We start from the raw sequence: 23,222 nt of genomic DNA, 5'->3' as shown, positions 1-23,222 counted from the left end.
GCGGTCGAAGTTCAGGTTCAGGCCGGCGCTGGCGCCGATATCGATCAGGGCCAGCGGCGCTCCGGCATCCCGGTGAACCAGGCCGAACGCGGGCAGCAGACAGGTGCAGCGCCGGACGACCTGGGTCTGGGTACGACGGGTGGCGATCAGCTCGCCGACCGCCTCGCGGTGTTCGAGGCAGAACGCCCGGAAGGCCGGAAAGGCCGGCCTTCGCATCGCCTCCGGGCCCGAGAGGACCGGGTAGTGCACGGCCAGCGGGTGCTCGACTCCCTGCAGGAGCAGGTACTGCACCGCCCCGAAGAGCATGTTCGGCGCCGGCTGACCCTGTTGCCGCTGCGCCGCCAGGGCCAGCAGTTCGTCGTCTCTCGCCACGCCCGCGGCGAGTTCCGCGTACATCGGCGAGTCGAGGTCCGGCGCCTCGACGCGCGCGAACCGCTCGAACGCGTCCCCGAGTTCCGTGTGGGCGCTCAATGCCTGGGGTCGCCGCGTTCGCCGAACGCCTCGGCGATCGACTCGGCGTAGGGCGGCCGGAGCACGCCGGCGTCCGTGATCAGGGCGGCCACGAGTTCCGCGGGCGTGACGTCGAAGGCCAGGTTCAGAGCTTCGGTGTCCTGGGGAGCGATCCGCTTGCCGAAGGCGTGGACCACCTCCTCCGCGTCGCGCTCCTCGATCGGGATGTCGGCGCCGGATGCCGTGCTCCGATCGATCGTCGACAGCGGCGCCGCGACGTAGAACGGAACGCCGTGACGGGCCGCGAGCACGGCTACCGGGTAGGTGCCGACCTTGTTCGCGACGTCCCCGTTGGCGGCGACCCGGTCCGCGCCGACGACGATCTTCTGGACCCAGCCCCGCGCGATGATCGCGCCGGCGCTGTTGTCCGTGATCAGGCGGTGGGGGATCTCCAGTCGCGCCAGTTCCCACGTGGTCAGCCGCGAGCCCTGGAGCAGCGGCCGCGTCTCGTCCACCCACACGCTCGCCAGCCGGCCCGCCGACCAGGCCGCTTCCACGACACCGATCGCCGTGCCGTAGCCGGCCGTCGCCAGGGCGCCGGCGTTGCAGTGGGTCAGGACGCGGTCTCCCTCTTCGAACAGCTCCCGGCCGAACGCGCCCATCCGCCGGTTCGCCTCGACGTCCTCGTCGTGCAGGTCGCAGGCCCAGGCGAGCAGCCGGGCGCGCAACTCCTGCCCGTCGCCGCCTTCGACGACGCGGTCGCGGAGCGCGCGGCCCTGGTTCAGCGCCCAACGCAGGTTGACGGCCGTCGGACGCGTTGAGAGCAACAGTTCGTAGGCAGCGTCGAACTCCTCGGCTCCCAGCACCAGGCCGTAGGCCGCGGCTACGCCGATCGCCGGCGCACCACGCACGGAGAGTCGCCGGATGGCCCCGGCCACATGCTCCGGCCGCCGACAGTGGAGCCAGACCTCCTGCTCCGGGAGCAGCGTCTGATCGAGCAGGAGCAGTTCGCCGTCGCTCCAGCGGATGGGCGAAAAGCCGTCTGCCATGGCCGAAGCGTAGCGCGCGCCGCTTCACACTCCCTTCCATTCTTCCCGCTCCCTCACGTAGCGGAGGATCCGGATCTTGCCGGTGCGGTTGTAGACCCGAACCGCGAACAGGTGGTAGCCGTCCGTGACGAAGACGGTCCCTGGGCTCGCCGTGCCAAGCGGCCCGAACGACGCCAGGTCGCTGCGGCCGAACCGCACCGGGTCATCGAGCCGGTCCATCCGGCCTGAGCCGGTGAAGTCTCTCGGTTCGAGGTCCTCCGGGAAACCGAAACGAACACCGCTGCCTACATGAAGCAGGCGAGCCGGTCGGCGGATCCGCGGGTCGGTTCCGGTCCTCAGATCCGCCGTGCGCACGCCGTCGCCGTCACCGTCCGCGTAGAGCGAGAAGACGGAAGGCACGCCGTCCGGCGCCGCTTCGTCAACCTCGAACCGAACCGCCATCGCGACTCCGTGGCGCACCGCGCCGGCGCGGGCGGTCCAGAAGGCCGCCGCGACCTCGGCTGCCGCCAGGCGCACCCGGTGCTGGGAGATCTGCTGGCGCAGCGGCGGCGCCGCCAGGGTCGCGAGCAGGGCAAGCACCGCGGTCGCGATCAGCAGTTCGATCAGAGTGAAGCCGTCGAGCATGGAGACGGACGCTCGCCCGTCCGCCTCCATGCCGCCGAAGGCGCGGTTCCGGTCAGGGGCCGTCGGACGGACCATCCGACCCCGATCCGCCGGCGGGCGCCGGCTCATCCCGGGGGATCCGCACCTTCTCGGTCAACGTCGTCTCGCCCTCGATCGTCACGTAGGGCCTCATGCGCTCGAACGAGCGCTCGCCGATGCCGCGCACGAGCATCAGATCGGTCGGCGATTCGAACTTGCCGTTGTCCGTTCGGAACTCCACGATCCGTCCCGCCGTCGAGGGCCCGACCCCCGGCAGCAGGGAGAGGGCGGCAGCGTCGGCCGTGTTGATGTTGACCACACCGTCCGCCGCTCCGGCGGGGAGCGCCGCCAGCAGGCTCAGCAAGGTCACTGCCAGTAGTGCGGTCCTCTTTCGTCTTGTCATGTGCATCTCCGTTCGTCCCCGGAATCCGGGTGTTGTTGCGGGTGTTCTTTCTCCGACGGCGACCCCGGGTTCGGGAGCGAGCCTTGGGGGGAGTTAGGGGGGCACCGCAGTACCCCCCTGATCCCTTGCCAACTTGGCTTTTCGGCTAACCCCTATTGGCACCTCCTTGCTCCGGGTCCGTAGGTGCCGCTCGCCCTTTCAAGTTCCCGGCCAACCATCGGACACTTCTCCAAGTGCACCAAACAAAGGGTGTTGGCGCCACAAGGGGACTCCGTGAACCGAACGGATTCGTCAATACAGCTTGACTCGCTCCTGCACTCACGCCGCACGTATCTGTCTGATCTCGTTGAGCCAAGCAGCGGGCCGTCCCGGCGTCAAGAGAACTGGACCGACTCCAGGTCTTCTGACTCGCAGCCACCGCGCGGGAGAGACAGAAGCCCGGATCGCTGCCGGCTCGTTGTAGATTAGCCCGCCGATGGCAAGCGACCAGAAGAAGGCGCCGGAGCGCTCCAGGGCCCGTAACACGTCGGTGATCCGGGAATACGTCGAGGCGTTGATCGTCGCCGCCGTGTTCCTCGGGTTCACGAACAACTTCGTGCTGAAGACCTTCTACATCCCCAGCGGCTCGATGGAAGACACGCTGCTGATCGGCGATCACCTGTTCGTGAACCGCTACATCTTCGGACCCCGCCCCACGCTGCTCGAACAGAAGCTGCTCCCGGGACGCGACGTCCAGCGCGGCGACATCGTCATCTTCCGGTCGCCCGAGACGCCGAAGCTGGACCTGGTCAAACGGTGCATCGGCCTGGCCGGCGACAGGCTGAACATGGTCAACAAGCAGCTCTTCCTCAACGGCAAGCCGGTCGATGACGACGCCTACGTGATCCACCGCGACGAGAAGGTCTACCCGGCAACGGGTCCGTATGGTCAGTACAGCACGGGCCGGGACAACTGGGGACCGGTCATCGTCCCCGAGGATCACCTCTTCTGCATGGGCGACAACCGCGACGAGTCCCTCGACTCCCGGGCGTGGGGGAACGTGCCGCTGAAGCTCATCAAGGGGCGCGCGGTCATGGTCTACTGGTCGTACGGTGGAGAGACTTCGGACGGCACCTGGCACGGCTTCGGCCACCGTCTGAAACAGCTCATGAACACGGCCCTCGGATTCGTGACCAAGACCCGCTGGGAGCGAACGTTCAAGCTCATCCAGTAGGACGCTGAGGTCCAGCAACCTTGTGACGCCGAACGTCTCGTGGGGCCGCAAGATCGTGACCGACGTCGCGGCGGCGCTGCTCGTCGCCGCCGTGTTCGCGCTCTTCATCAGGGCGTTCCTGGTGCAGGCCTACCGCATCCCCTCCGAGTCGATGGAGCCGTCGCTCCTGGTCGGCGACCACCTGCTGATCAACAAGTTCATCTTCGGAGCCGGAGCCGGCCGCTGGGGCCCTTTGGTGCCCCAGCGCGAAGTCCGGCGAGGCGACCTGGTCACGTTCCAGGGAATCGAGGACCCGTCCCAGGAACTGCTGAAGCGCTGCGTGGCGAGCGCCGGCGACGAAGTGGAGATCGACGCGAAGAGACTCCGCGTGAACGGAACCGCAGTCGACGAGTCCGCATACGTGGTCCACTCGGACGAACTCGTCTACCCCCGGTCCGACTTCCTCCACGAAACGGTCTGGCGCCGGGACTCCTTCGGCCCCGAGCAGGTACCCGAGCGGAGCCTGTTCTGCCTGGGAGACAACCGGGACATCTCGCGGGATTCACGCTTCTTCGGCCCGATCGGAACGGACCTCGTCAGAGGCCGTCCGCTACTCGTCTACTGGTCGCGGAACCGGGAAGCGGGCCGCTGGAGCTTCCGCTGGCGGCGTACCCTGCACGTTCCGCGCTGAACGCGGACGCAGCGAGCCAGCGAGGACGTACGAGGCGCTATTCGCAGGCTTCAGTCAGAGCCGCCAGCGCGGCTTCCGGGTCGGGCGCCTGCGTCAGCGGCCGGCCGATCACCAGCAGGTCCGCCCCCGCCCGCAGCGCGGCCGACGGCGACGCGACCCGGCGCTGATCGTCGGCGACGGCGGCGGAATCGAAGCGGATACCCGGGCTCACCAGCAGCAGCTCCGGGCCGAGCCGGGCACGAAGGGTCGCCAGCTCGAGAGGCGAGCAGACGACGCCGGCGCAGCCCGCAGCCTGCGCCGACCTCGCCCAGGACAGGACACGGTCCCCCGCCTCGCCGGGAAGGTCGAGATCGTGGAGATCGTCGGCGTCCAGGTGGGTGAGCACGGTGATCCCCAGTACCCGGACCTCGTCTCCGGCCTCTTCCGCCGCCGCCTCGAGCATCCGCCGTCCACCGCCCGCATGCACCGTCAGGTACGTCACGCCGAGCTCCTTCGCCGCGCCGACCGCGCCCGCGACGGTGCTCGGGATGTCGTGGAACTTCATGTCGAGGAAGACGTCGGCCCCGGTCGCCGCGGCCTCCCGCACCGCATCCCGGCCCCATCGCAGGACGACGCGCGGCCCGACCTTCAGTACGCCGACGCGCGGCCCGAACAGGCAGCACCAGTCGCTGTAGGTGTCGCGGTCGTCGGTGTCGAGCGCGACCGCGATGCGCTCCAGTCTCGTCCCGGTCATTCCTGCCTCGCCGCTCTCCCGATCAGGGAACCGACCGAGGGGATGCCTTCGGCCCGCAGGCGCTCCCGCAGTCCGTCGACCAGCCGCTCGGCGGTGCGGGGGTCGCGGAACAGGGCCGTGCCGACCTGCACGGCGGAGGCACCGGCCAGCAGGAACTCCAGCACGTCGTCGACCGTCTCGATGCCGCCGATGCCGATGACCGGCAGGTCGACTTCGCGGGCGACATCGAAGACGATGCGAAGCGCCAGCGGCTTGATCGCCGGCCCCGACAGGCCGCCGCGGATCGTCGACAGGACCGGGCGCATGGTCGCCGTGTCGATCGCCATGCCGACGAACGTGTTCACCGCCGACAGGATATCGGCGCCGCCGTCCTTCGCCGCCCTGCCGAGGTCCTGCGGCGACGTGACGTTGGGCGACAGCTTGACGACGATCGGCTTGCCGGTCGCCGACCGCACCCGTCGCACGAGGCCGGAGAGGATCTCCGGGTCGTGTCCGAACTCGATGCCGCCCTTGCTCACGTTCGGGCAGGAGACGTTCAGTTCGACCGCGGCCACGCCCTTGTACGGATCGACGCGCTCGGCCAGCCGCACATACTCGTCCTGGGCGTAGCCGAACAGGTTGACGATCACCTTGGGCGGCAGATCCTTCAAACCCGGCAGCACGTCGCTCAGGAACCGGTCGACGCCGATGTTCTGCAGTCCGATCGAGTTCAGCATCCCACCGCGGGTCTCGGCGATCCGGACCGGCGGATTGCCCGCCAGGGGCTCGAGCGACAGGCCCTTCGTCACCAGACCGCCGAGGCGATGCAGGTCGGCGCGCTCCGCGAACTCCAGACCGTAGCCGAACGTGCCGCTCGCGGTGAGGATCGGGTTCTGCAGCCGAAGCGGGCCGACCCGGGTCGACAGATCGGGCGAGGCCGGCCGCGCCCCGTCGCCGCTCACCACGCCACCTCGTCCAGGCGGAAGACGGGCCCCTGGCGGCAGCAGAGCCCGTAGCCGCCATTCTTCAGGGCCACGGCGCAACCCAGGCAGGCGCCGTAGCCGCAACCCATGGGCGTCTCGGTCGCCGCTTCGCCGGCGACGCCGTTCGCGGCCGCGATCCCCGCCACCGCCGCCATCAGGCCATGCGGCCCGCAGGTGCAGACCGTCGTGTAGCCCGCGCCGGCGCGCAGCCCCGCCTCCAGCGGCGCCGTGATCAGGCCGCGCTCGCCGGCGCTGCCGTCCTCGGTCGTCTTCACAAGCCGGCCGCCCGTGCGCTCGCTGAGACGCCGGAAGGTCTCGGCCTCGACCAGATCCTCCGCGCTGCGCCCCCCGTAGAAGAAGTCGAAGCACCGGCCGGCCCGCGCCAGGGCCTGGGCCAGCAGCCCCAGACCGGCGGATCCGATGCCGCCCGCGACCAGCGCCGACCGCCCGGACCCGGAGCCACCGTCTGCCACACTATGAAAACCCGTGCCCAGAGGACCGAGAACCGGGATCCGCTCGCCAGGGAGACAGGCGGCGAGGGCCTCCGTGCCTCGACCGATGACCTTCCCGAGCAGCGAGATGACCAGGGAGCCGTCGGCCGACTCTTCCTGGTCGTAGACCGAGAAGGCTCGCCGGAGGTACGGCTCGGGCCGGTTGGCGCCGGCGACCATGACGAACTGGCCGGGCTCGGCGGGCTCCATGGCCGCCACCCGAACCCGCAGCAGAAAGTAGGGCAACGGCAACGGCTGGACATCGAGCACTTCTCCCCTCGAGTCCACTGCCGCCATGGCGCGGCGAGGGTAGCACCGTCGGACGAGCGCTAGAGTCGCTTCAGTGAATCGGGAACGTCTGCTCGCCGCCGCCGCCTGCGCGGTGCCCGGCTTCCTTGCCGGGATCCACCTCACCGGACTTCTCTTTTTTCTCAATCCCCATCTGCCGTTTCATCCCTGGCCCGTCATCCGGACGAGCGCGTACTACGGAGTCCTGGGAGCTCTCACCGCCTGTGCGTTGCTCCTCGCCGTGTCCTGGCGCCGCCCCGAACGCGCTCCGCGACTCCTGCCCTGGTCGATGGCCGCGGTGTTCGGCGCGGCCTCGATACTCGATCTCACGCACGCGGTCGGCTACGAGCGCTTTCTGCCGCCCGGCCTGCACGACCGCCTGATCAAGGCAGGTCTCTGGCTCGCCCTCGCTTCCCTGATCACGGCCTACACCGCGTTCCTTCACACCTACCGGCGAAAGCGCCCGTATGGCGCCCGCTCCCGTTTCGGCATCGCCGGCTTGGCCGTGCTGACCGTGTACTCCGTCTTCGAGCGTCGCGAGGCCTTCGACCCGCCGCCGCCTGCGACGCCGCGCGCCGCTTCGATCGACTCCGTTCCACCGCCGAACCTGCTGATCGTGGGCCTCGACGGCGCCTCGCTCGACGCCATTCTGCCTCTCTCGGAACAGGGCCTGCTGCCCTTCTTCTCCGAGACCATGCGCGCCGGAAGCTACGGCCGGGCGGAGTCGATCGAACCGGCGATCCGGCTCTCACTCTGGACGACCGTCGTCACCGGGAAGTACCCCTTCCGCCATGGCGTCGTGGCGGAGCAGACGAGCCAGGCTCCGCCTCTGCCTGGCGAGCGCTTCCACCTGACGCCGGGCGCAATCGGTTTCGGCATCTGGGGCGACCGCGGCACAAGCGATGGAGGACCGGCGATCCAGCCCTCAGCGCCGGCACTGTGGCAGATCGCCGCGGGCTTCGGCGTCGATTCGGTCGCTCTCGACTTCGGTGTCGGGCTCACCGACGTCTCGGGGGCGCGCGCCGCGGCTCTCGGCTCGGCGATGGTGGACGAGCGGCTGGCCCGTCTCGGAGACGGCCCGCCGTCGGCTCTGTACACGGCGGCGCTTCGCGATCTCGGGACGCAGAGCCAACTGTTGGAGACGCTCCGGTCGCAATCCCCGGAGGGCTCGCCGCTGCTCGCCTTCGCCTTGATGGACGGCCTTGCGGATGTCTCCCGGCTCTACTACGACTCGTACGAGGCCGTTCAGTTCGACGGCGACCAGGCGCAGGTTCGTCTGGACCGTGCGCGGTGGCTGTCCGCCTACTACGCGTTCCTGGACGGCCTGGTCGCCGAGGCCTGGGAGGAGCTTCCTCGCCCGCGCATGCTGGCTGTGGTGAGCGCCTACGGATTCGAACGGTCCGGACCCATCCGCCGCCTTCTCGGCCGCTGGAGCGAAGCGGCGCCGATCCCTGGCGGCGGCTTCCAGACCCCGGATGGCCTCCTCCTGCTGCGCGGCCAGGGCATCAAGGAGGACTTCCTGTTGACGGGGCCGGGAATCCAGGACGTGGCGCCAACGCTGCTCTACGCCCTGAATCTGCCGGTGGCCAGGGACATCGACGGCCGCGTCATCACCGAGTCGTTCGATCTCACTACCCTCGCCCGCCGCCCGATCGCGTTCGTCCCATCATATGAAATGAAGGCCCGGGAACCATAGACGGGCCCCGGCGCCGGGCGAGGGCTCAGTGGGCTACGTGTTCCTCGGGCTCGGACTCGCCTTCTCTCCCGCCAGCCGACTCAACCATCGGCGGCTCTTCGGCGGCCGGATGCTGGGAAGGCCTCGCGTTCATCGTGCACTGGCCCTGGAAGAAGGCGCCGCTCTCGATGACGAGGACCGGAGCGTGGATCTCTCCTTCGACCCGGCCCTTGGCGCCGATCTCGGTCCGTCGCGAGGTCTCTACTCGCCCCTCGAGACGGCCTGACACATGGAGTTCGCCTACAGCGACGACGCCTTCTACGACACCGCCCTCACCGACGATCAACCGTCCTTCCGACTCCACGGTGCCCTTGAACCGGCCATGCACCCGGAAGGTGTCTTCGAATCGCAGTTCCCCGTGGACCTCGCAGCCGGCGTCAAGAAAGCCATTCAGTTCTCCGGGGGAGCCGGTTCTCAGGTTTTTGGACATAGCTCAGCACACTCCGACGTTGGTCACTCCGCCGACAGCCGTTCGTAGAGGCGAATCAGCTCCGGTTCGGAGTGGAAGTGGATCTTGAGGACGCCGCCGCCACGCGCGCGGCGGCTGATTTCGACTCGGGTCTGCAGTCTACGCGTCAAGCGCTCGACCGCGTGCGCGGTGTCGGGGTCGCTCCCGCCCGCCGCGGTCGTCGTGGCCGGTTTCTTCCGCGGTCCGGAGGAGACGATCCGCTCCAACTCGCGGGCACTCAACGATTCGCGCTCGGCCCGCGCCGCCAGTGCGACCTGGTTCTTTTCGTCTCCGAGCGACAGCAGCGGGCGCGCCTGGCCCGCGGTCAAGGCTCCAGACCGGATCCGCTCCTGTACCGCCTCAGGCAGCCGCAACAGGCGCAACGAGTTCGCGACGGCGGCCCTGCTGCGGCCCACGCGGTCCGCGATCTCCTGCTGCGACAGTCCGAACTCCTCGCTCAGTGCCCGAAACGCCTCGGCCTCTTCCAGTGCGTTCAGATCGGCACGCTGCAGGTTCTCGACCAGCGCGAGCTCGAGGAGCTCGCGGTCGCTCCCCACTTCGCGGAAGACGACCGGCACCGTCTCCAGGCCGGCCTTGCGAGCCGCGCGCCAGCGGCGCTCCCCCGCAACGATTCGATAAGCGCCGTTGCGGGCGGGATCTGCCGTAACGACCAGGGGCTGGAGCACTCCCCGCTTCGCGATGGACCCGGCTAGGCCAGCCAGCTCGGAGTCGTCGAACTGGTCGCGCGGCTGGCGACTGTTCGGCTCGAGCTGAGCGACGGGCAGCTCCCTGACGGCCTGTGGAGAGGTCGGCGGAAGAGCGCCGCTATCGGCGAACAGGGCATCGAGCCCACGGCCGAGTCCAGGGCGCCGGCCGCTCATCGGGAACGGCGGCCCGCCAGTTCGTGCGCCAGACCCAGGTACGCCTGCGAACCCTTGCTCTTGATGTCGTACTGCAAGACCGGCATACCGTAGCTTGGAGCTTCCGCGAGGCGAACGTTGCGCGGGACGATCGTATCGCAGACGATCGATCCGAAGTGTTTACGCACCTCCTTCGCCACGTCCCGTGACAGGTTTGTGCGATCGTCGTACATGGTCAGCACGACGCCGGCGATTTCCAGCTCGGGCCGCCCCAACTCACGCACCCGCTGCACGGTCGCCAGCAGCTCGCTGATCCCCTCGAGCGCGAAGTACTCGCACTGGAGCGGCACGATGACCGCGTCGGCGGCGAACAGCGCGTTGAGCGTCAACCGGCCCAGCGCGGGAGGGCAGTCGATGAAAATCCGTTCGTACCGGGCATCCAGCTCCTCGAGCGATGACGTGAGCCGCCGGATCCACTGTTCATCACGTTGCAGGCCGAACTCAGCGCCCACGAGGTCCCGGTTGGCCGGGAGCAGGTCGAGATACGGGAAGCCGCTGGCGACGATCACATCGCCGGCCCTCGCCTCGCCGGACAGTACGTCGAACAGCGTCGGCGGCCGGCCCGACCAGCCGACGCCCCGGCTCGCATTACCCTGCGGATCGCTGTCCACCAGCAGGACCTTGCGCTCCATGGCGCCGAACGCCGCGGCCAGGTTGATCGCCGATGTCGTCTTGCCGACGCCGCCCTTCTGATTGGCGACCGCCAGGACGTCAGCCACGGCGAAGCGGCCGGAGGCAGAGAATCCGCCGGTGTGGACTGTCGGGCAGATTCATCTCTCGTTCCACAGCACAGGTATCCAACAGACCGCTCGCAACGCGGCGGCCGGCCCACACCACGAGGCGTCCCCCATCCGGCAGTACTTCCACCAGGCGAGCGATCGTGGGCTCCGGCAGCCGAAGGCCACGAATCGTCGCGCACTCTACCGCCCCCGCGAGCCGCACCGCGAGTTCGGCATCGAACCGCTCCCTGACGATCCTGACGTTCGGCAGATCGAGCTCTCGCCCGGCCTCCGCCAGGAACGCCGCCTTCCGTTCACGCGCCTCGACGAGAGTCACCGACCGTTCGGGGTGAAGCGCCGCAAGCACCACGCCGGGAAACCCGGCGCCACTGCCGATATCGAGAAGCCCGGGCTCACCGTCGCCTTCTCCCATCGAGGCTCGCCAGTACACCCTGGCCGCGACCGACTCCGCGTAGTGCCGACGAATCCACTCCGCAGGCTCCGCTTCGCCGACCAGCCGGACCACCCGGTTCCAACGCTCCAGGAGCTCGGCATGACGCGCCAGCCGGTCGACCGCCTCCGGCGGCAACTCGGCGCCAAACTCTCGCTGAAACAGATCACGGTGTTTCACGTGAAACACCTGCGAGTGAGTGGTGTGGGTGTTTCACGTGAAACAGCGGAAACCGACGCTTGCCCAGCTTCCATCGCCGTTAACCCCTTCCCGCCGCACGTGTACGGCGAGGCTATCTCTCGCGAGAGAAGTAGTCGGCCTTTCAGCCATAGTTGCGAAGCGGCGGAAACCGAACAAGACAGCCGCCGGCCAAAGCCGGCGACGATCTTCCTGGCCGCCTCCGGCGGCAGCGGGTCGGAAGACCCGCGCACCCAGTGTTGGGGCCGCGTTAACCCTTCCGAGGCCGGTGTGGAACGCCGCGTTTACCCTAAGGGCGTCCGGCCCACCGACGCCCTCCAGTCAGTCGCGGAGGCCCGAGGGGAGGGGTCCCAGCGGGCTGGAGACAAGCGACTGCCGTAGAGCCTCCCTCTGCCGACGCTCTCCCGGAGCGCAGGCGACCGAAGCGAGCGCCAGAGCCCCTATTCACCAAGAAAACGCGAGCGTCCGATGGGACCCCTCCCCTCGGGCCTCCGTGACTGACGGGTGCAAGCCGCCACCGCCACGCCGCCGGGCGCCGCGCGACGCCGCTACTGCAGGCGGATGCTGACGCGTTTGAAGTAGCCGTTGCCCTGGCTCTCGGTCTCGACGTCCGGGTCGTCGGCCAGGGCCAGGTGGACGATGCGGCGATCCGCGGGGTTCATGGGGCGCAGGGTGCGCGTGCCGCCTCGGTCCACGACCTCCTCGGCTACGCGGCGGGCGAGGCCCCTCAGTCGCTCTTCCTTCTTGTCCTGGTAACCGCGGCTGTCGAGCCGGCACGGGATGATTCGGCCGACCTGGCCATACATGACTCGCGGCAGAAGGTGCTGCAGCGCCAGCAGAACCTGCCCTTCGTCCTCGACGAGCAACTCCTCGTCCACGCCTTCGATCTCGATCTCCAACCTCTCACCGGCCAGGACGATCTCCGCCGACACTTCGAGATCGGCCAGGTCCAGCAGTTGATCCAGCGCCGCATGCGCGATCGCGACGACGTCCCCGGAGATCTGCTCGGGCGCCTCCGCTTCGACCGGCACCGTCGCATCCTCCCCGGACACCATCGCATCGTCCGCCGGCGCCATCGCAGCGTCCGCCGGCGCCATCGCAGCGTCCGCCGGCGCCATCCCCTCATCGTCCGCGGACGCCGGCTCCGCGTCCGCGGGAACTGTCGTCTCGACGACAGGCTCCGCGACGACGTCGGCGCGATCGTCGGTCTCCCCAGAGCCGCCGTCAACGCTCCGGCCGACACTGGCCGGGTCGACACGAATCACCACCCGACGGTGCTTCACGAAACCGTGCCGTTTCTCCACCCGGTCGAAGGCGATCTGCTCCGGCGACACGCCGAAGTGGTTCGCGGCCGCCAGGATGGCCCGGGCCTCCGTCTCTCCCGAGAAGAACATGCTGTTCATCGCATTCATCGCTCCTACCTTGCCCTCACTTCTTCTTAGTCTCGGTCGTCTGCGCGGCGATTTCGCCGCCCAGGTAACCCCTCTTCTTCAACTTGTTGTACACGCCGGTCTGCACGATGCCCAGCAGGTTGTTCGTCAACCAGTAGAGAACCAGGCCGCTGGGGAAGCTGAACGAGAAGATCGTGAACCAGATCGGCATCGTGTTGATGATCAGCTTCTGGGTCTTGTTCGCCGGCGGCGGCAACATCCGCTGCTGGAGGAACTGGGACGCTCCCATGATGAGGGGCAGCACGTAGATCGGATCCGGCAAGGCCAGGTTCCCGATCCAGCCGAGCCACGCTGCATCCCAAAGCTCGACCGCCTCGCTCAGGAGACGGAAGAAACCGAAGAAAACGGGCATCTGGAACAGGATCGGCAGGCAGCCGCTGGCCGGGTTCACGCCTTCCTCCCGGAACAGCGCCTGAATCTCCTCGTTCATCTTGCGCTGCTGGTCCATGCGGGGCCGGCCTTTGCCGTCCTTCAGTTTGGGCCGGTACTTGGCGCGGATCGCTTCCATTCGCGGATTCAGCTTCTGGATCCGCTGCATGGAGACCTGACTCTTGTGGGTCAGCGGGAACAGAACGAGCCGGATCACCACCGTCATCAGGACGATGCTCCAGCCGTAGTTCGCCACGACGTTGTCGTAAATCCAGCGTAAACCGAACTGGAGAGGTCGGGAGATGACGCCGAAGAACCCGTACCGGACCGTCTTCTGCAGTTCCACCCGCATCGCCGCCAGCGCGTCGTACTGCTTGTCGCCGAAGTAGGCCCGTCCGGCGAGCTGGCCGCCCGAGGCGTCGAGCACCAGCATCAGGTCGCGGGTCAGGTCTTCGGTCGTGACGTCGCCGGCCTCGACCAAGGTGAAGCCGCGCAGGCTGCCGTCGGCCTCGTCCAGGTTCGCCACCGGTAGAGCCCGCACCGCGCCCCGTGCCCCTGACGGAATGACAGCGGTGATGAAGTAACGGTCTTCGAGAGCCACCCAGCGCGCGCCTTCGCCGAGTTGCTGCGGATCCTCCGCCCGCCGCGGCTCGAGGGACTCCATGTCGCCGCCCGCGAACCACGTTGCCGCCCGCCGTTGCTGGCTTGACAGCCGGCTCTCGAGCTCGTCCACGCTCGGATTCCGGATGCCGGGACCGAGCACCAGGCCCCAGGCGTCGCCTGGCGACTCGACCTCGTAAAGGAAGGTCAGGCCGCCCTGGGTGTTCGCCGTCGGAACGCGGAACGTCTTCGTCGCCGAGCCGCGGTCTCCGCTGTACCGGAAAACGACCCGCTCGTCGCCGCTCTCCCTGGAACGTTCCACAACGAACAGGGCGTCGTTGAGCGGCGAGTCCCCCTGCGGACCCGACAGGCCGAACGGCCAGGGCTGGCCCGGCTCGCGCCGGCGCACGAGTTCAACGGGTTCGGCGCCGTCCGGGCGCAGCAGTTCGAAGGACAGCAACTGGGCGCCCCGGTTCGTGAACTCGAGTCTGGCGTTGCCGGACTCGACGACCACCCTCTCCTCCAGGGACGCTTCCACCCGTTCGAAGACCGCCAGCGGCTCCGGTACGCTCTCCGCCCGCGTAGCCGGAACCGGCACCGCCGTCTCCGACGCTGTCCTCGGTGTTTCCTCCCCGACGACGACGGGAGTCCGTTCCACCGGTGGTGGCGGCGGAGCCACGAAGGTCGACCAGAGCAGGAGGACGCCGAGCGACAGCAGCGCCGCCAGGAGGAGTCTGCGGTTGTCCATCGGTTCAGCTAGCCCTTGGCGGCATCGGGTTCCACCCTCCGCGCGGCTGGCGGCGGCAGGTCGATCCCGCCTCGCCCCAGAGGCTGGCAGCGCAGAAGCCTGCCGATCGTCAACCAGGTCCCCGCGAACAGGCCGTGACTTCTGAGCGCGAGCTGCCCGTACTCGGAACAAGTCGGACTGAAGCGGCAAGCCCTCGGGAACAACGGCGAAAGCCAGCGCTTGTACCCGCGGAGCACCGCCACGGCGAGCCTCACCAGCGGGTTCATCGCCGCGACCTCTTGCGGCCGCGAGACCTTCCGGCGGGAACGCCTTGGCCCGTCACCGACTCGAACAGCCGGTCCAACTCACGGTAGAACGTCCGGCGGTCCGCGGCGGCCGCGGTCGGCTTCAGATGCACTACCACGTCCACCGCCGGTAGCCGGTCCCGCTCCACGATCTGCCGGTAGTGCTCGCGCACCCGCCGGCGGAGCCGGTTGCGCGCCACGGCGCCAGCCACCCGACGACCGGCGGTCAGTCCCAACCGCGCGTGGCCGACGTCGTTGCGGCGCACGTGGAAAACGGCGAACTGGCCGTGCAGACGCCGCCCCCGGCGGTAGACCCGCCGGTAGTCGCTACTCGACCGTATCCGCTCGGCCCCCTGCTCGAAGCCGGAGGTGCGAGCGGGGTTCCCCGATCGGTTCAACGTCAGACCGTCAGCCGCTTGCGGCCCTTGCGGCGGCGGCGCGACAGGATCGCGCGACCGTGCCGGGTCCTCATCCGCAGACGGAAACCGTGCTTCTTCTTCCGACGCCGATTGTTCGGCTGGTATGTCCTCTTCACGTTCCTTCCTTCCTTAGGGCGTATGGCGGAGAGGGTGGGATTCGAACCCACGGATCGCGTAAACGATCAACGGTTTTCGAGACCGCCCCATTCGACCACTCTGGCACCTCTCCCCGTTGCTGGCCGCCTGGCGCATCCCGTCCTCCACCGCCCTGGTCATGGCGGAGAGGGTGGGATTCGAACCCACGGTAGAGTTGCCCCTACACATGCTTTCCAGGCATGCACCTTCGACCACTCGGTCACCTCTCCTCAATCGAAAGCCCGTTCGACCGTAGACGCCGGAAGAACGCGCGCAACAAAGCTGAGCTCTCCTCCGCCAGGACGCCGGAGCATACCGTGATTCGGTGATTCAGTCCTGGTTCGCGAACAATGTTCCCGAGCGAGCCGCAGAAGCCACCCTTCGGATCCGCGGCCCCGAACACGAGACGGTCCACCCGTGCGTTGACCATCGCCCCGGCGCACATGGCACAGGGCTCGAGGGTGACATAGACCGAGCAACCGTTCAGCCGCCAGCCCTGCTGTCTGGCCGCAGCCTCCGCCAAGGCAATCATCTCGGCGTGCGCCAGCGGATCTCCCCAGCTCTCCCTCCGGTTGTGGCCGCGGCCGACGACCACGCCGTCGCGCACCACCACGGCTCCCACCGGAACCTCTCCGGCCGTGGCGGCCAGCCGGGCCTCATCGAGGGCCAACTCCATGGCGGTCCGATCGTCCATCACTCACGCTAACAGTACGCCCTCCGGGCGATTCACTGGTACCATCCAGCCTGGTTCCCGCGGCGGTGAACAGGCTCGGGATCGAGAAGTGACCGAAGGGTTCGGGCCCTGTGTTTCGAACGGCCCCGAACCTCGTCAGGCCCGGAAGGGAGCAGCGATAGGGTGTTCGTTTCGAGGGCGCAGTTCAGCCGGGACCCTTCAGTGACTTCTCAATTCGGGTCATGACGTACCAGCCGCTGGCGCGCAAGTGGCGACCTCAGACGTTCGCCGACCTCGTCGGCCAGGAGGCGATCGTCACGGCCCTGCGCAACGCGCTGGGAGACGGCCGCATCGCGCAGGCCTACCTGTTCTCCGGCATCCGCGGCATCGGCAAGACGACGGCCGCGCGGGTCCTCGCCAAGGCTCTGAACTGCCTCGGCGCCGACGGCTCCGCCCGAGGCCCGGCGTCCGAACCGTGCGACACCTGCCTGGTCTGCACGGAGATCCGGGAAGGGGCCGATCTCGACGTGATCGAGATCGACGCCGCCACCTACTCGAAGGTGGAGCAGGTCCGCGACCTGACCGAGAGCCTGAGGTACGGACCGGCCCGCGACCGCTACAAGGTCGTCGTCCTGGACGAGATCCACCGGCTTTCCGCCTCGGCCTTCGACGCGCTGCTCAAGATCGTCGAGGAACCGCCCCCGCACCTGACCTTCATCTTCGCAACGACCGAGATCGAGAAAGTACCCGCGACCGTCCTGTCGCGCTGCCAGGAGTTCCACTTTCGCCGCGTCCCGCCCGAGCAGATGGTCGCTCACCTGCGACGCATCTGCGACGTCGAAGGCTTCGAAGCCGGCAACCCCGCCCTGCGCCTGATCGCCCGCGCTTCCGAGGGCAGCGTCCGGGACGCGGTTGCCCTGCTCGATCAGGCCGCCACCTTCGGCAACGGCAGGCTGGGCGACGACGATGTCGCACGTCTGGTGGGCGGCATCGACGCGGCGCTGCTTTCCACCCTGCTCAAGGCGATCCTCGCAGGCGACGGCGCTCGCCTGTCGACGACGATTCGCGAGGTCGAGGACGGTGGCAGCGACCCCAGGCAGGTGTTCACCCATTTCCTCTGTTTCCTGCGCAGCGCGCTGCATCTCGCGCAGGGTCTCGACCCGGAGCAGCTCGACCTGCCCGCCGAAGCAGCAGAGGACCTCAAGGAAACCGCCGCAGCCTCGGGTTACGAAAACCTGCTCAGGCTCCTGCACCTCCTCCTAAGCAGCGAAACGGTCGTCCGGCGTGCCGACGCTCCCGGCCTCGCCCTGGAAGTGGCGCTCCTGCGCGCGGCCGAACTCCCGAGGCTCGTGCGGATCGAGCGGCTGGCGGCCGGCCTCCCGACGGACGCGGCGTCTCCAGCCGGCCGGCCCGAAGCCCCGGCAAGGAGCGCCGACACGACGGAGACTCCTGCCGCGACGTCTCCCCCGGACGCCGCCGCTTCGGTCATCAGGCGACTTGAGAGCCAGACTCCCGCCCTGGCGGGCCTGCTCGAGTTCCACCACGCGCGCCTCGAAACGCACGGCAACACTCTGGTCATCGAGGCCGTTCCCGAGCTCGAGCGCCAACTGCGCGACGAAACCCGCAGCGCTCAACTCGACGACGCCGTGCGCTCCGCGCTCGGACCCGACGCCGCCTGGAAGGTGACGGCCGCACCGCCACGGCGCACCGCCGACGCGGCGCCGGCGGCGGCACCGGACAGACCGGCGGCAGCGGATCGACCGGCCGCCGGCGCGGCGCACCGCCGGGCGGCTCCCGAACGCAGGCGTGCCCGACGCCAACCGGGCCCCGACAGCGAAGCGCGAAGGGCCGCCGAGGCCGATCCCGGCGTCCGCGCCGTGCTCGACGTCTTCGGCGGCCGCGTACTCGACGTCCGGCCCAGGACCCCCTGATTGCCCACTCACAGAGCATAGGAAAGAGCGACGAATGAACATCCAGAAGCTGATGCGGCAGGCCCAGCAGATGCAGGAGCAGATGCGGCGCGACCTGGCGACCGCCGAGTTCACCGCCAGTGTCGGCGGCGGCATGGTCGAAGTGCGGATGAACGGCGAGAAGGAGGTCCTCGCGGTGCACATCGACTCCGAGGTCCTCGACCCGGAGGATCCCGCCATGGTCCAGGATCTCGTTCTGGCCGCGGTGAACGAAGCGGGACGCAAGGTGAACGAGTACGTGGGGCAGCGGATCGGGAACATGGCCGGCGGCATACCCGGCCTCACCTGATGCCGGCCGATCCGCTGTCGAACCTGGTCGAGGAGCTCTCGCGCCTCCCCGGCATCGGTCCGAAGACGGCGCGACGGCTGGCCCACCATCTCCTCCGCGCGGACCGATCCCGCGCCGAGGCGCTCGCGCAGGCGGTCATCGACGTCAAGGACCGCATGATCCACTGCTCGACCTGCCACCAGATCACGGCGGTGGATCCATGCTCCATCTGCAGCGATCCGCAACGCGACCAGACCAAGCTCTGCGTCGTGGAGGAGCCCTTCAACATCGAGCCGATCGAACGCACCGGCGAGTTCCACGGCCTCTACCACGCCCTCCTGGGGGCCCTCTCCCCTCAACGCGGTGTCGGCCCTGACGAACTCACCGTCGCCTCCCTCCTCGACCGCCTCGAAGGAGTCGAAGAGGCGATCCTCGCCATGAACCCCAACGTCGAGGGCGAAGCCACCGCCCTCTACCTCGCCAACCTCCTCAACCGCCGCGGCGTCCACGTCACCCGCCTCGCCTTCGGCCTCCCCGTCGGCGGCGACATCGACTACGCCGACCAGGTCACCCTCGCCCGTTCGCTGGCGGGCCGCCGCGATTTGTAGTTCGGCCGCCCGTGGAGGCCCGGGGGGAAGGTCCCCATCGGCCGCTCGCGCTCTCTGGGTTCAGGGTAAGTCAGCGCTCGCTTCGGTCGGCTGCGCTGCGGGGGGTCGTCGGTTGAGGTGACGTTCTGGGGAGACGCTTGCCTCCAGCCCGCTGGGGACCTTCCCCCCGGACCTCCACGGGCTGGACGATCTCGGTAGCTGGCTACGCTGCGTTTGGGCTTCGGGGATCAGGCGGCGCAGGGGTACCAACGGGATCCAGAGCCGCGACTTGTACTCAGCTCCGGGAAATCAGGACCGTAGGAGACCGTCCACCCAGAACGTCGCTCGACGTCACCGGAGTGGGCGATCGCGTCGCCGGACAATGTTGCGAAGTCCTGGAGCGTCCAGTCCGGGTCTGGCGGGCCGGACGGCCTACCCCCCAACGACGTCGCGCAGTACACCGGCGGCGTGGTCGAGCTGCTGTTCGGTGATGACGAGGGGTGGGCAGAGCTGGAGGACGGTGCCGGAGGCGCCGCCGGCGAGCGTGATGAGGCCGCGGTGGAGGAGGTTGCGGCTGAGGGTGTGGGCGCGGGAGGAGGAGTCGAGTTCGATGGCCTGGAGGAGGCCCTGGCCGCGGATGTCGGTGACTCCGGGGCGGTTCCTGAGGGGTTCGAGGCCTTTGCCGATGCGGTCGCCTACCGTGCGGGATCGGGCGACGAGGTCTTCGGTCTCGATCACCTCCAGGGTGGCGAGGGCGGCGGCGCAGGCGAGGGGGTGGGCGACGAACGTGGCGGTATGGCGGGCTTCGCCGTCGCTTCGCCAGACGTCCAGGACTTCCTTCCTGCCGAGGACGGCGGCGATCGGGAGGCCGCCGCCGAGGGCTTTGCCGCAGCAGACGAGGTCCGGTTCGACGCCGGCTTCGCGGCATACGAACCAGGCGCCGCAGCGGCCGAAGCCGGTGAAGATCTCGTCCACCGCGAGGACGACGTCGTGCCGGCGGCAGACTTCGGCCAGGGCCGCCAGCCAGCCGGACGGCGGCCAGCGGGTGGCCTCGCGGCCGATGACGGGCTCGACCAGGCAGGTGCCGACTTCCGGCTGCCGCTCGAACAGCTCTGCGATCCGTTCCGGGGACCCGCCGTACGGCAGACGGTGAACGAGTTCCTCGAGCGGCCGGGTGAAGGGTTCGCGGAAGGCCGGCCTCGAGGTGGCCGCCAGCGCTCCGAGGGTGGTCCCGTGGTAGGCGTGATCGAACGCGAGCACGCCCGGGCGGCCGCTGTGCAGGCGGCCCGTCTTCAGCGCGATCTCCACCGCGTCGGCGCCGGAGACGGCGAAATAGACCCGGGGGTCGGCGAGCGGCGCGAGCGCACAGAGGCGCTCGGCCAACTCAAGGCGAGCAGGGTGGGCATAGACATCGCCAAGGCCGTGGACGAGCTGCTCCGCCTGCTCCCTGACCGCCGTGACCACGGCCGGGTGGCGGTGGCCGACGGCCGCGACACCGAAACCGGCGGTGAGGTCGAGGTAGCGGTTTCCGTCGACGTCGACCACGTTGCTGCCCAGGGCTTCGGCCCAGAGCATCGCGGTCGTTCCGCTGGGTACGCGGGTCTTCTGACCCGTGGAAGACAGCGCGCTGCGAAGCGGCGACGATCCGGCCAGCGTGTTGATGCCCGGCGCCTCGGAGGCTTCGAGGCGCGCGGCCATCGCCCTGGCCCGCGGGCCCGGAGGCGGGAACAGGATCTCCGGCAGCAGGCGGCCGCTCTCGAGCCCTTGCGAGCGCACTTCCGTCAGGCGTTCGCGATCCGCTCGCAGATGCGGTCCAGCGCGTCCTGGTCCAGGTACGGATGCATCGGCAGGCTGACGACGCGGTCCGCCAGGCTTTCGCTGACCGGCAGCGAGCCGGCGCCGCGGCCGTAGCTCTCGTAGGCCGGCTGCAGGTGCATGGGGCGCGGGTAGTAGACGGCGGTGGGGATGCCGGCACGGTCGAGGTGTGCCCTCAGGGCGTCCCTCGTCCCGGCCGACGGCTGGCCGGCCGCGTCGTCGACGCGGAGCGTGTACTGGGCCCAGCTCGACTCGACACCCGACTCGGGGCCGGCGCCGCACTCCGGCACCGACACCCTCCAGGGCGTCGCCGCCGAGGACCCAACGGCTCGCAGCCGCTCGCTGTAGCCCGCCGCGACGGCGCGCCGTGCAGCCAGCTCCTGCTCGAAGACGGTCAGCTTCGCCAGCAGCACGGCGGCCTGAAGGCTGTCAAGGCGGCCGTTCACACCGAGCCGAACGATGTCGTAGCGGTCGGCGCTCTGGCCGTGCTCGCGGATGGAGCGGACGATCTCCGCGGTTGCCGGCTCCACACAAAGCACCGCGCCGCCGTCGCCGTAGCCTCCGAGAGGCTTGGCCGGATAGAAGCTGGTCGTCGTGATCGGCGCCAGCGAACCGACCGGACTTCCGTCGCGGCGCGCGCCGAAACTCTGGGCCGCGTCCGAGATCACCTCGAGCTGTCTGCTGGCCGCCCACTCCGCCAGCGGTTCCTCGGCCACCGGCAGGCCGAACAGGTCCACCGGAATCACTGCCTTCGGCGTGGCGACACCGGCGGCCCGCACGGCCTCGTACTCCCGGTCGAGCGACTCGAGGTCGATCAGGAAGTCCTCTTCCCGCACATCGACAAAGACGGGCACCGCGCCGGCGAGCAGAACGACCTCCGCGGTCGCAGTGAACGTGAAGGTTGGAACGAAGACGGCGTCGCGGCGGCGGTTCCCGCCTCTGCCGACGCCAAGCGCGAGCAGGGCGATCAGCAGGGCATCCGATCCGCTCGAGACCGCCACCGCGGAGGCGCCGCCGGCCCATCGGCCCAGCTCCACCTCCAGTTCGTCGACCTCGGGACCCATGACGTAGCGGCCGTGGTCGAGAACGTCGGCGATCCGGCGGTCGATCTCCGGCCGGAGTCGCCTCGACTGGGCGGCCAGGTCGACAAAGGGGATCCTCGGCGGAGGTTCCGTCGGCGTCATGGCCCGGAGTGTAGTGGCGGATCGGCGCGGTTGGCGCAGACGGCGTCGAGCGTCTTCCGCAGCAGGGACGAGGTCGGCAACTCCCCGATCTCCGCCTGGCCGAACCAGGCCAGGGAGGATTGTCCCGCCGTCGGCCGTTCCGGACGCCAGCGGGCGACCGCCGCCCGCACAAGGAAATCCCTGTAGGTCACGGCGTGCCGCACCAGGACCGGCCGTTCGTCACACTCCCAGCAGCCACCGAACTCCCGACCCAGCACTTCCGCCGCGCGGCCCGGCTCGTCGCCGCTCGCGAGCTCCACCGTCGGCAGGTGCCAGCGGCCGGCCAGCCAGTCCGCGTCCCCGGGCCGGCGATGGAGCAGCAGGTCGTCGCCTCGCTGGACGACGGCCGTGAAGCAGTGGCGGACTTCCCGGGAGCGCCGCGGTCCGGCAACCGGGAAGGACCGCGGATCGATATCCGCCGAGTGGAAGGCGCGGCAACCCGGGGCGAGGGGACAGACGCCGCAATCCGGCGCACCTCGACGGCAAACCAGCGAACCGACCTCCATCAGCGCCTGGTTGGAGTCGCCGGGACGGCTCCCATCCAGCAACCGGGCCGCGGTCGCCAGGAGCCTCCGCCTGGCGGCGGCTCGGCGAGGAGGTTCCGTGGATGCCAGGAACCGGCTCAGCACCCGTTCGACGTTGCCGTCCAGCACGGGCGACGCCTCCCCGCAGCAGCGGCTCGCGAGCAGCGCAGAGGTGTACGCGCCGATTCCCGGCAGCTCCGCCCACTCCGCGGCGCTCGCGGGCAGCGTGCGGCGTTCCACCAGGATCCGGGCCGCCCGGTGGAGATTCCGGGCGCGGCGGTAGTAACCGAGGCCCGACCATGCCGCTTCCACAGACTCGACCCGGGCTTCCGCCAGCGCGCCGACACGGGGGAAGCGGTCCAGGAATCCACGGTACCGGGTCGCGACGACCTCACTCCGGGTCTGCTGGAGCATGATTTCCGCGACGAGAATCTCGTACGGATCCTCGGTTCGCCGCCAGGGCAAGTCGCGCCGGCAGCGGTCGAACCAGGCCAGCAGCGTCCCCCGGAGGGCCTCCGGCTCGACTAACTGCAACACAGTTCAGAACCTAGACGCGCCGCGGCCGGACCGCGCCGCGCCCGCGACGAAGAAAACGTGAAGAAAGTGGTCAGACACCCCTTGTTGAAGCCGGATCCCGCTGCTATCCTGCGCTTCTCGCGCAACGGAGGCCACACGGCGTGGGACCAACAGATAGTCCCCTGGAGTTATCTGCCCCGAGTCTCTTCGCCGGTCGTCCAAGGTTTTTCCACACTGTGCGGAAAAGCTGCGGAACGTAGCTCTGCAG

26 protein-coding genes, 2 tRNA genes and 1 other RNA gene are annotated in these 23,222 nt (G+C 69.2%); 7 read left to right on the top strand and 22 right to left on the bottom strand.

The window, feature by feature from the left end:
* The 4 genes from OXI49_01990 to OXI49_01975 all read right to left on the bottom strand — a co-directional run.
* The coding region (locus OXI49_01990; protein MDE2689252.1) for a DUF2332 family protein at positions 1 to 471 on the bottom strand (471 nt) is incomplete at its 3' end.
* Positions 468 to 1,499: an S-methyl-5-thioribose-1-phosphate isomerase gene (gene mtnA, locus OXI49_01985; protein ID MDE2689251.1), complete on the bottom strand. Its 1,032-nt coding sequence runs from the start codon at positions 1,497 to 1,499 to the stop codon at positions 468 to 470. The genes mtnA and OXI49_01990, both read right to left, overlap by 4 nt.
* A gap of 24 nt (positions 1,500 to 1,523) precedes the next feature.
* Entirely contained in the window at positions 1,524 to 2,198 is a 675-nt protein-coding gene (locus OXI49_01980) for a prepilin-type N-terminal cleavage/methylation domain-containing protein (GenBank protein MDE2689250.1), read from the bottom strand.
* A complete protein-coding gene (locus OXI49_01975) occupies positions 2,176 to 2,544 on the bottom strand; it encodes a helix-hairpin-helix domain-containing protein (GenBank protein ID MDE2689249.1) in 369 nt (122 codons plus the stop codon). The genes OXI49_01980 and OXI49_01975 overlap by 23 nt, the downstream gene beginning before the upstream one ends.
* A 475-nt stretch (positions 2,545 to 3,019) precedes the next feature.
* Between OXI49_01975 and lepB (OXI49_01970) the strand changes: the two genes are divergently transcribed.
* Both lepB (OXI49_01970) and lepB (OXI49_01965) read left to right on the top strand, forming a co-directional pair.
* A complete protein-coding gene (gene lepB / locus OXI49_01970; GenBank protein ID MDE2689248.1) occupies positions 3,020 to 3,757 on the top strand; it encodes a signal peptidase I in 738 nt (245 codons plus the stop codon).
* A 22-nt stretch (positions 3,758 to 3,779) separates the two neighbouring features.
* Complete coding sequence (lepB, locus tag OXI49_01965; protein MDE2689247.1) at positions 3,780 to 4,427, top strand: signal peptidase I; 648 nt, start codon at positions 3,780 to 3,782, stop codon at positions 4,425 to 4,427.
* Between the two features lie 37 nt (positions 4,428 to 4,464).
* On the opposite strand, the gene pyrF is transcribed toward lepB (OXI49_01965), so the two are convergent.
* Genes pyrF through OXI49_01950 form a run of 3 tightly spaced genes read right to left on the bottom strand, consistent with a single transcriptional unit; the run spans position 4,465 to position 6,910 of the window.
* A complete protein-coding gene (gene pyrF / locus OXI49_01960; protein ID MDE2689246.1) occupies positions 4,465 to 5,160 on the bottom strand; it encodes an orotidine-5'-phosphate decarboxylase in 696 nt (231 codons plus the stop codon).
* On the bottom strand, positions 5,157 to 6,101 hold the full coding sequence (locus OXI49_01955) for a dihydroorotate dehydrogenase (GenBank protein ID MDE2689245.1): 945 nt from the start codon (positions 6,099 to 6,101) through the stop codon (positions 5,157 to 5,159). The genes pyrF and OXI49_01955 overlap by 4 nt, the downstream gene beginning before the upstream one ends.
* The gene (locus OXI49_01950; GenBank protein ID MDE2689244.1) at positions 6,098 to 6,910 is read right to left on the bottom strand and encodes a hypothetical protein; all 813 of its coding nucleotides are present in this window, start codon (positions 6,908 to 6,910) and stop codon (positions 6,098 to 6,100) included. Before OXI49_01950 ends, OXI49_01955 begins: the two co-directional genes overlap by 4 nt.
* Positions 6,911 to 6,956: 46 nt before the next feature.
* Here OXI49_01950 and OXI49_01945 point away from each other — a divergent pair, with 46 nt between their 5' ends.
* Positions 6,957 to 8,597, top strand: a complete 1,641-nt coding sequence (locus tag OXI49_01945) for an alkaline phosphatase family protein (GenBank protein MDE2689243.1) — start codon at positions 6,957 to 6,959, stop codon at positions 8,595 to 8,597.
* Between the two features lie 25 nt (positions 8,598 to 8,622).
* Here the strand turns inward: OXI49_01945 and OXI49_01940 are convergent, their stop codons facing one another.
* The 12 genes from OXI49_01940 to tadA form a co-directional block, all read right to left on the bottom strand.
* On the bottom strand, positions 8,623 to 9,066 hold the full coding sequence (locus tag OXI49_01940) for a polymer-forming cytoskeletal protein (protein ID MDE2689242.1): 444 nt from the start codon (positions 9,064 to 9,066) through the stop codon (positions 8,623 to 8,625).
* A gap of 23 nt (positions 9,067 to 9,089) precedes the next feature.
* Positions 9,090 to 9,965: a ParB/RepB/Spo0J family partition protein gene (locus OXI49_01935; protein MDE2689241.1), complete on the bottom strand. Its 876-nt coding sequence runs from the start codon at positions 9,963 to 9,965 to the stop codon at positions 9,090 to 9,092.
* On the bottom strand, positions 9,962 to 10,723 hold the full coding sequence (locus OXI49_01930; protein MDE2689240.1) for a ParA family protein: 762 nt from the start codon (positions 10,721 to 10,723) through the stop codon (positions 9,962 to 9,964). The genes OXI49_01935 and OXI49_01930 overlap by 4 nt, the downstream gene beginning before the upstream one ends.
* Positions 10,716 to 11,354: a class I SAM-dependent methyltransferase gene (locus OXI49_01925; protein MDE2689239.1), complete on the bottom strand. Its 639-nt coding sequence runs from the start codon at positions 11,352 to 11,354 to the stop codon at positions 10,716 to 10,718. The genes OXI49_01930 and OXI49_01925 overlap by 8 nt, the downstream gene beginning before the upstream one ends.
* Positions 11,355 to 11,920: 566 nt before the next feature.
* On the bottom strand, positions 11,921 to 12,775 hold the full coding sequence (locus tag OXI49_01920) for a hypothetical protein (GenBank protein ID MDE2689238.1): 855 nt from the start codon (positions 12,773 to 12,775) through the stop codon (positions 11,921 to 11,923).
* Between the two features lie 25 nt (positions 12,776 to 12,800).
* Complete coding sequence (yidC, locus tag OXI49_01915) at positions 12,801 to 14,540, bottom strand: membrane protein insertase YidC (GenBank protein MDE2689237.1); 1,740 nt, start codon at positions 14,538 to 14,540, stop codon at positions 12,801 to 12,803.
* A gap of 8 nt (positions 14,541 to 14,548) precedes the next feature.
* Complete coding sequence (gene yidD, locus OXI49_01910; GenBank protein MDE2689236.1) at positions 14,549 to 14,806, bottom strand: membrane protein insertion efficiency factor YidD; 258 nt, start codon at positions 14,804 to 14,806, stop codon at positions 14,549 to 14,551.
* Positions 14,803 to 15,222 carry a ribonuclease P protein component gene (gene rnpA, locus OXI49_01905; GenBank protein ID MDE2689235.1) on the bottom strand — a complete coding sequence of 140 codons (420 nt, stop codon included), beginning with the start codon at positions 15,220 to 15,222 and terminating at the stop codon, positions 14,803 to 14,805. Before rnpA ends, yidD begins: the two co-directional genes overlap by 4 nt.
* Positions 15,223 to 15,224: 2 nt before the next feature.
* Positions 15,225 to 15,359, bottom strand: a complete 135-nt coding sequence (gene rpmH, locus OXI49_01900; GenBank protein MDE2689234.1) for a 50S ribosomal protein L34 — start codon at positions 15,357 to 15,359, stop codon at positions 15,225 to 15,227.
* Between the two features lie 23 nt (positions 15,360 to 15,382).
* Positions 15,383 to 15,472 (bottom strand) — tRNA-Ser (locus OXI49_01895).
* Positions 15,473 to 15,518: 46 nt separating this feature from the next.
* Positions 15,519 to 15,608 (bottom strand) — tRNA-Ser (locus OXI49_01890).
* Positions 15,599 to 16,072 (bottom strand): tRNA adenosine(34) deaminase TadA, encoded by a 474-nt coding sequence (tadA, locus tag OXI49_01885; GenBank protein MDE2689233.1) that lies wholly within the window; start codon positions 16,070 to 16,072, stop codon positions 15,599 to 15,601. The genes OXI49_01890 and tadA overlap by 10 nt, the downstream gene beginning before the upstream one ends.
* Before the next feature lie 99 nt (positions 16,073 to 16,171).
* Here tadA and ffs point away from each other — a divergent pair.
* The 4 genes from ffs (at position 16,172) to recR (ending at position 18,897) form a co-directional block, all read left to right on the top strand.
* An RNA gene (gene ffs, locus OXI49_01880) (signal recognition particle sRNA small type) lies at positions 16,172 to 16,270 on the top strand.
* 23 nt (positions 16,271 to 16,293) lie between these two features.
* Positions 16,294 to 17,982, top strand: a complete 1,689-nt coding sequence (gene dnaX, locus OXI49_01875) for a DNA polymerase III subunit gamma/tau (protein MDE2689232.1) — start codon at positions 16,294 to 16,296, stop codon at positions 17,980 to 17,982.
* A 34-nt stretch (positions 17,983 to 18,016) separates the two neighbouring features.
* A complete protein-coding gene (locus OXI49_01870) occupies positions 18,017 to 18,310 on the top strand; it encodes a YbaB/EbfC family nucleoid-associated protein (GenBank protein MDE2689231.1) in 294 nt (97 codons plus the stop codon).
* Entirely contained in the window at positions 18,310 to 18,897 is a 588-nt protein-coding gene (gene recR, locus OXI49_01865; GenBank protein MDE2689230.1) for a recombination mediator RecR, read from the top strand. Before OXI49_01870 ends, recR begins: the two co-directional genes overlap by 1 nt.
* A 411-nt stretch (positions 18,898 to 19,308) precedes the next feature.
* Here recR and OXI49_01860 read toward each other — a convergent pair whose 3' ends face one another.
* From OXI49_01860 to OXI49_01850, 3 genes are read right to left on the bottom strand one after another with little or no spacing between them, the layout of a single operon-like run.
* Complete coding sequence (locus tag OXI49_01860; protein ID MDE2689229.1) at positions 19,309 to 20,652, bottom strand: aspartate aminotransferase family protein; 1,344 nt, start codon at positions 20,650 to 20,652, stop codon at positions 19,309 to 19,311.
* 5 nt (positions 20,653 to 20,657) lie between these two features.
* Entirely contained in the window at positions 20,658 to 21,848 is a 1,191-nt protein-coding gene (locus OXI49_01855; GenBank protein MDE2689228.1) for a DegT/DnrJ/EryC1/StrS aminotransferase family protein, read from the bottom strand.
* A 23-nt stretch (positions 21,849 to 21,871) separates the two neighbouring features.
* Complete coding sequence (locus tag OXI49_01850) at positions 21,872 to 22,975, bottom strand: A/G-specific adenine glycosylase (GenBank protein MDE2689227.1); 1,104 nt, start codon at positions 22,973 to 22,975, stop codon at positions 21,872 to 21,874.
* Positions 22,976 to 23,222: the final 247 nt, after the last annotated feature.

It is taken from the genome of Acidobacteriota bacterium, from assembly GCA_028875725.1.
GTDB lineage: Bacteria > Acidobacteriota > Thermoanaerobaculia > Multivoradales > Multivoraceae > Multivorans.
The sequence above is the reverse complement of the archived record's forward strand: the minus strand, read 5'-3'. Positions and strand labels throughout refer to the sequence as shown.

What these genes read in the sequence shown, in the direction of transcription:
- recR (MDE2689230.1), top strand. Translation starts at nt 18,310, where the DNA reads ATGCCGGCCGATCCGCTGTCGAACCTGGTCGAGGAGCTCTCGCGCCTC.
- OXI49_01975 (MDE2689249.1), bottom strand. Translation starts at nt 2,544, where the DNA reads ATGACAAGACGAAAGAGGACCGCACTACTGGCAGTGACCTTGCTGAGC.
- OXI49_01980 (MDE2689250.1), bottom strand. Translation starts at nt 2,198, where the DNA reads ATGGTCCGTCCGACGGCCCCTGACCGGAACCGCGCCTTCGGCGGCATG.
- tadA (MDE2689233.1), bottom strand. Translation starts at nt 16,072, where the DNA reads ATGGACGATCGGACCGCCATGGAGTTGGCCCTCGATGAGGCCCGGCTG.
- pyrF (MDE2689246.1), bottom strand. Translation starts at nt 5,160, where the DNA reads ATGACCGGGACGAGACTGGAGCGCATCGCGGTCGCGCTCGACACCGAC.
- OXI49_01950 (MDE2689244.1), bottom strand. Translation starts at nt 6,910, where the DNA reads ATGGCGGCAGTGGACTCGAGGGGAGAAGTGCTCGATGTCCAGCCGTTG.
- mtnA (MDE2689251.1), bottom strand. Translation starts at nt 1,499, where the DNA reads ATGGCAGACGGCTTTTCGCCCATCCGCTGGAGCGACGGCGAACTGCTC.
- OXI49_01935 (MDE2689241.1), bottom strand. Translation starts at nt 9,965, where the DNA reads ATGAGCGGCCGGCGCCCTGGACTCGGCCGTGGGCTCGATGCCCTGTTC.
- OXI49_01940 (MDE2689242.1), bottom strand. Translation starts at nt 9,066, where the DNA reads ATGTCCAAAAACCTGAGAACCGGCTCCCCCGGAGAACTGAATGGCTTT.
- OXI49_01920 (MDE2689238.1), bottom strand. Translation starts at nt 12,775, where the DNA reads ATGAACAGCATGTTCTTCTCGGGAGAGACGGAGGCCCGGGCCATCCTG.
- dnaX (MDE2689232.1), top strand. Translation starts at nt 16,294, where the DNA reads ATGACGTACCAGCCGCTGGCGCGCAAGTGGCGACCTCAGACGTTCGCC.
- yidC (MDE2689237.1), bottom strand. Translation starts at nt 14,540, where the DNA reads ATGGACAACCGCAGACTCCTCCTGGCGGCGCTGCTGTCGCTCGGCGTC.
- yidD (MDE2689236.1), bottom strand. Translation starts at nt 14,806, where the DNA reads ATGAACCCGCTGGTGAGGCTCGCCGTGGCGGTGCTCCGCGGGTACAAG.
- OXI49_01870 (MDE2689231.1), top strand. Translation starts at nt 18,017, where the DNA reads ATGAACATCCAGAAGCTGATGCGGCAGGCCCAGCAGATGCAGGAGCAG.
- lepB (MDE2689248.1), top strand. Translation starts at nt 3,020, where the DNA reads ATGGCAAGCGACCAGAAGAAGGCGCCGGAGCGCTCCAGGGCCCGTAAC.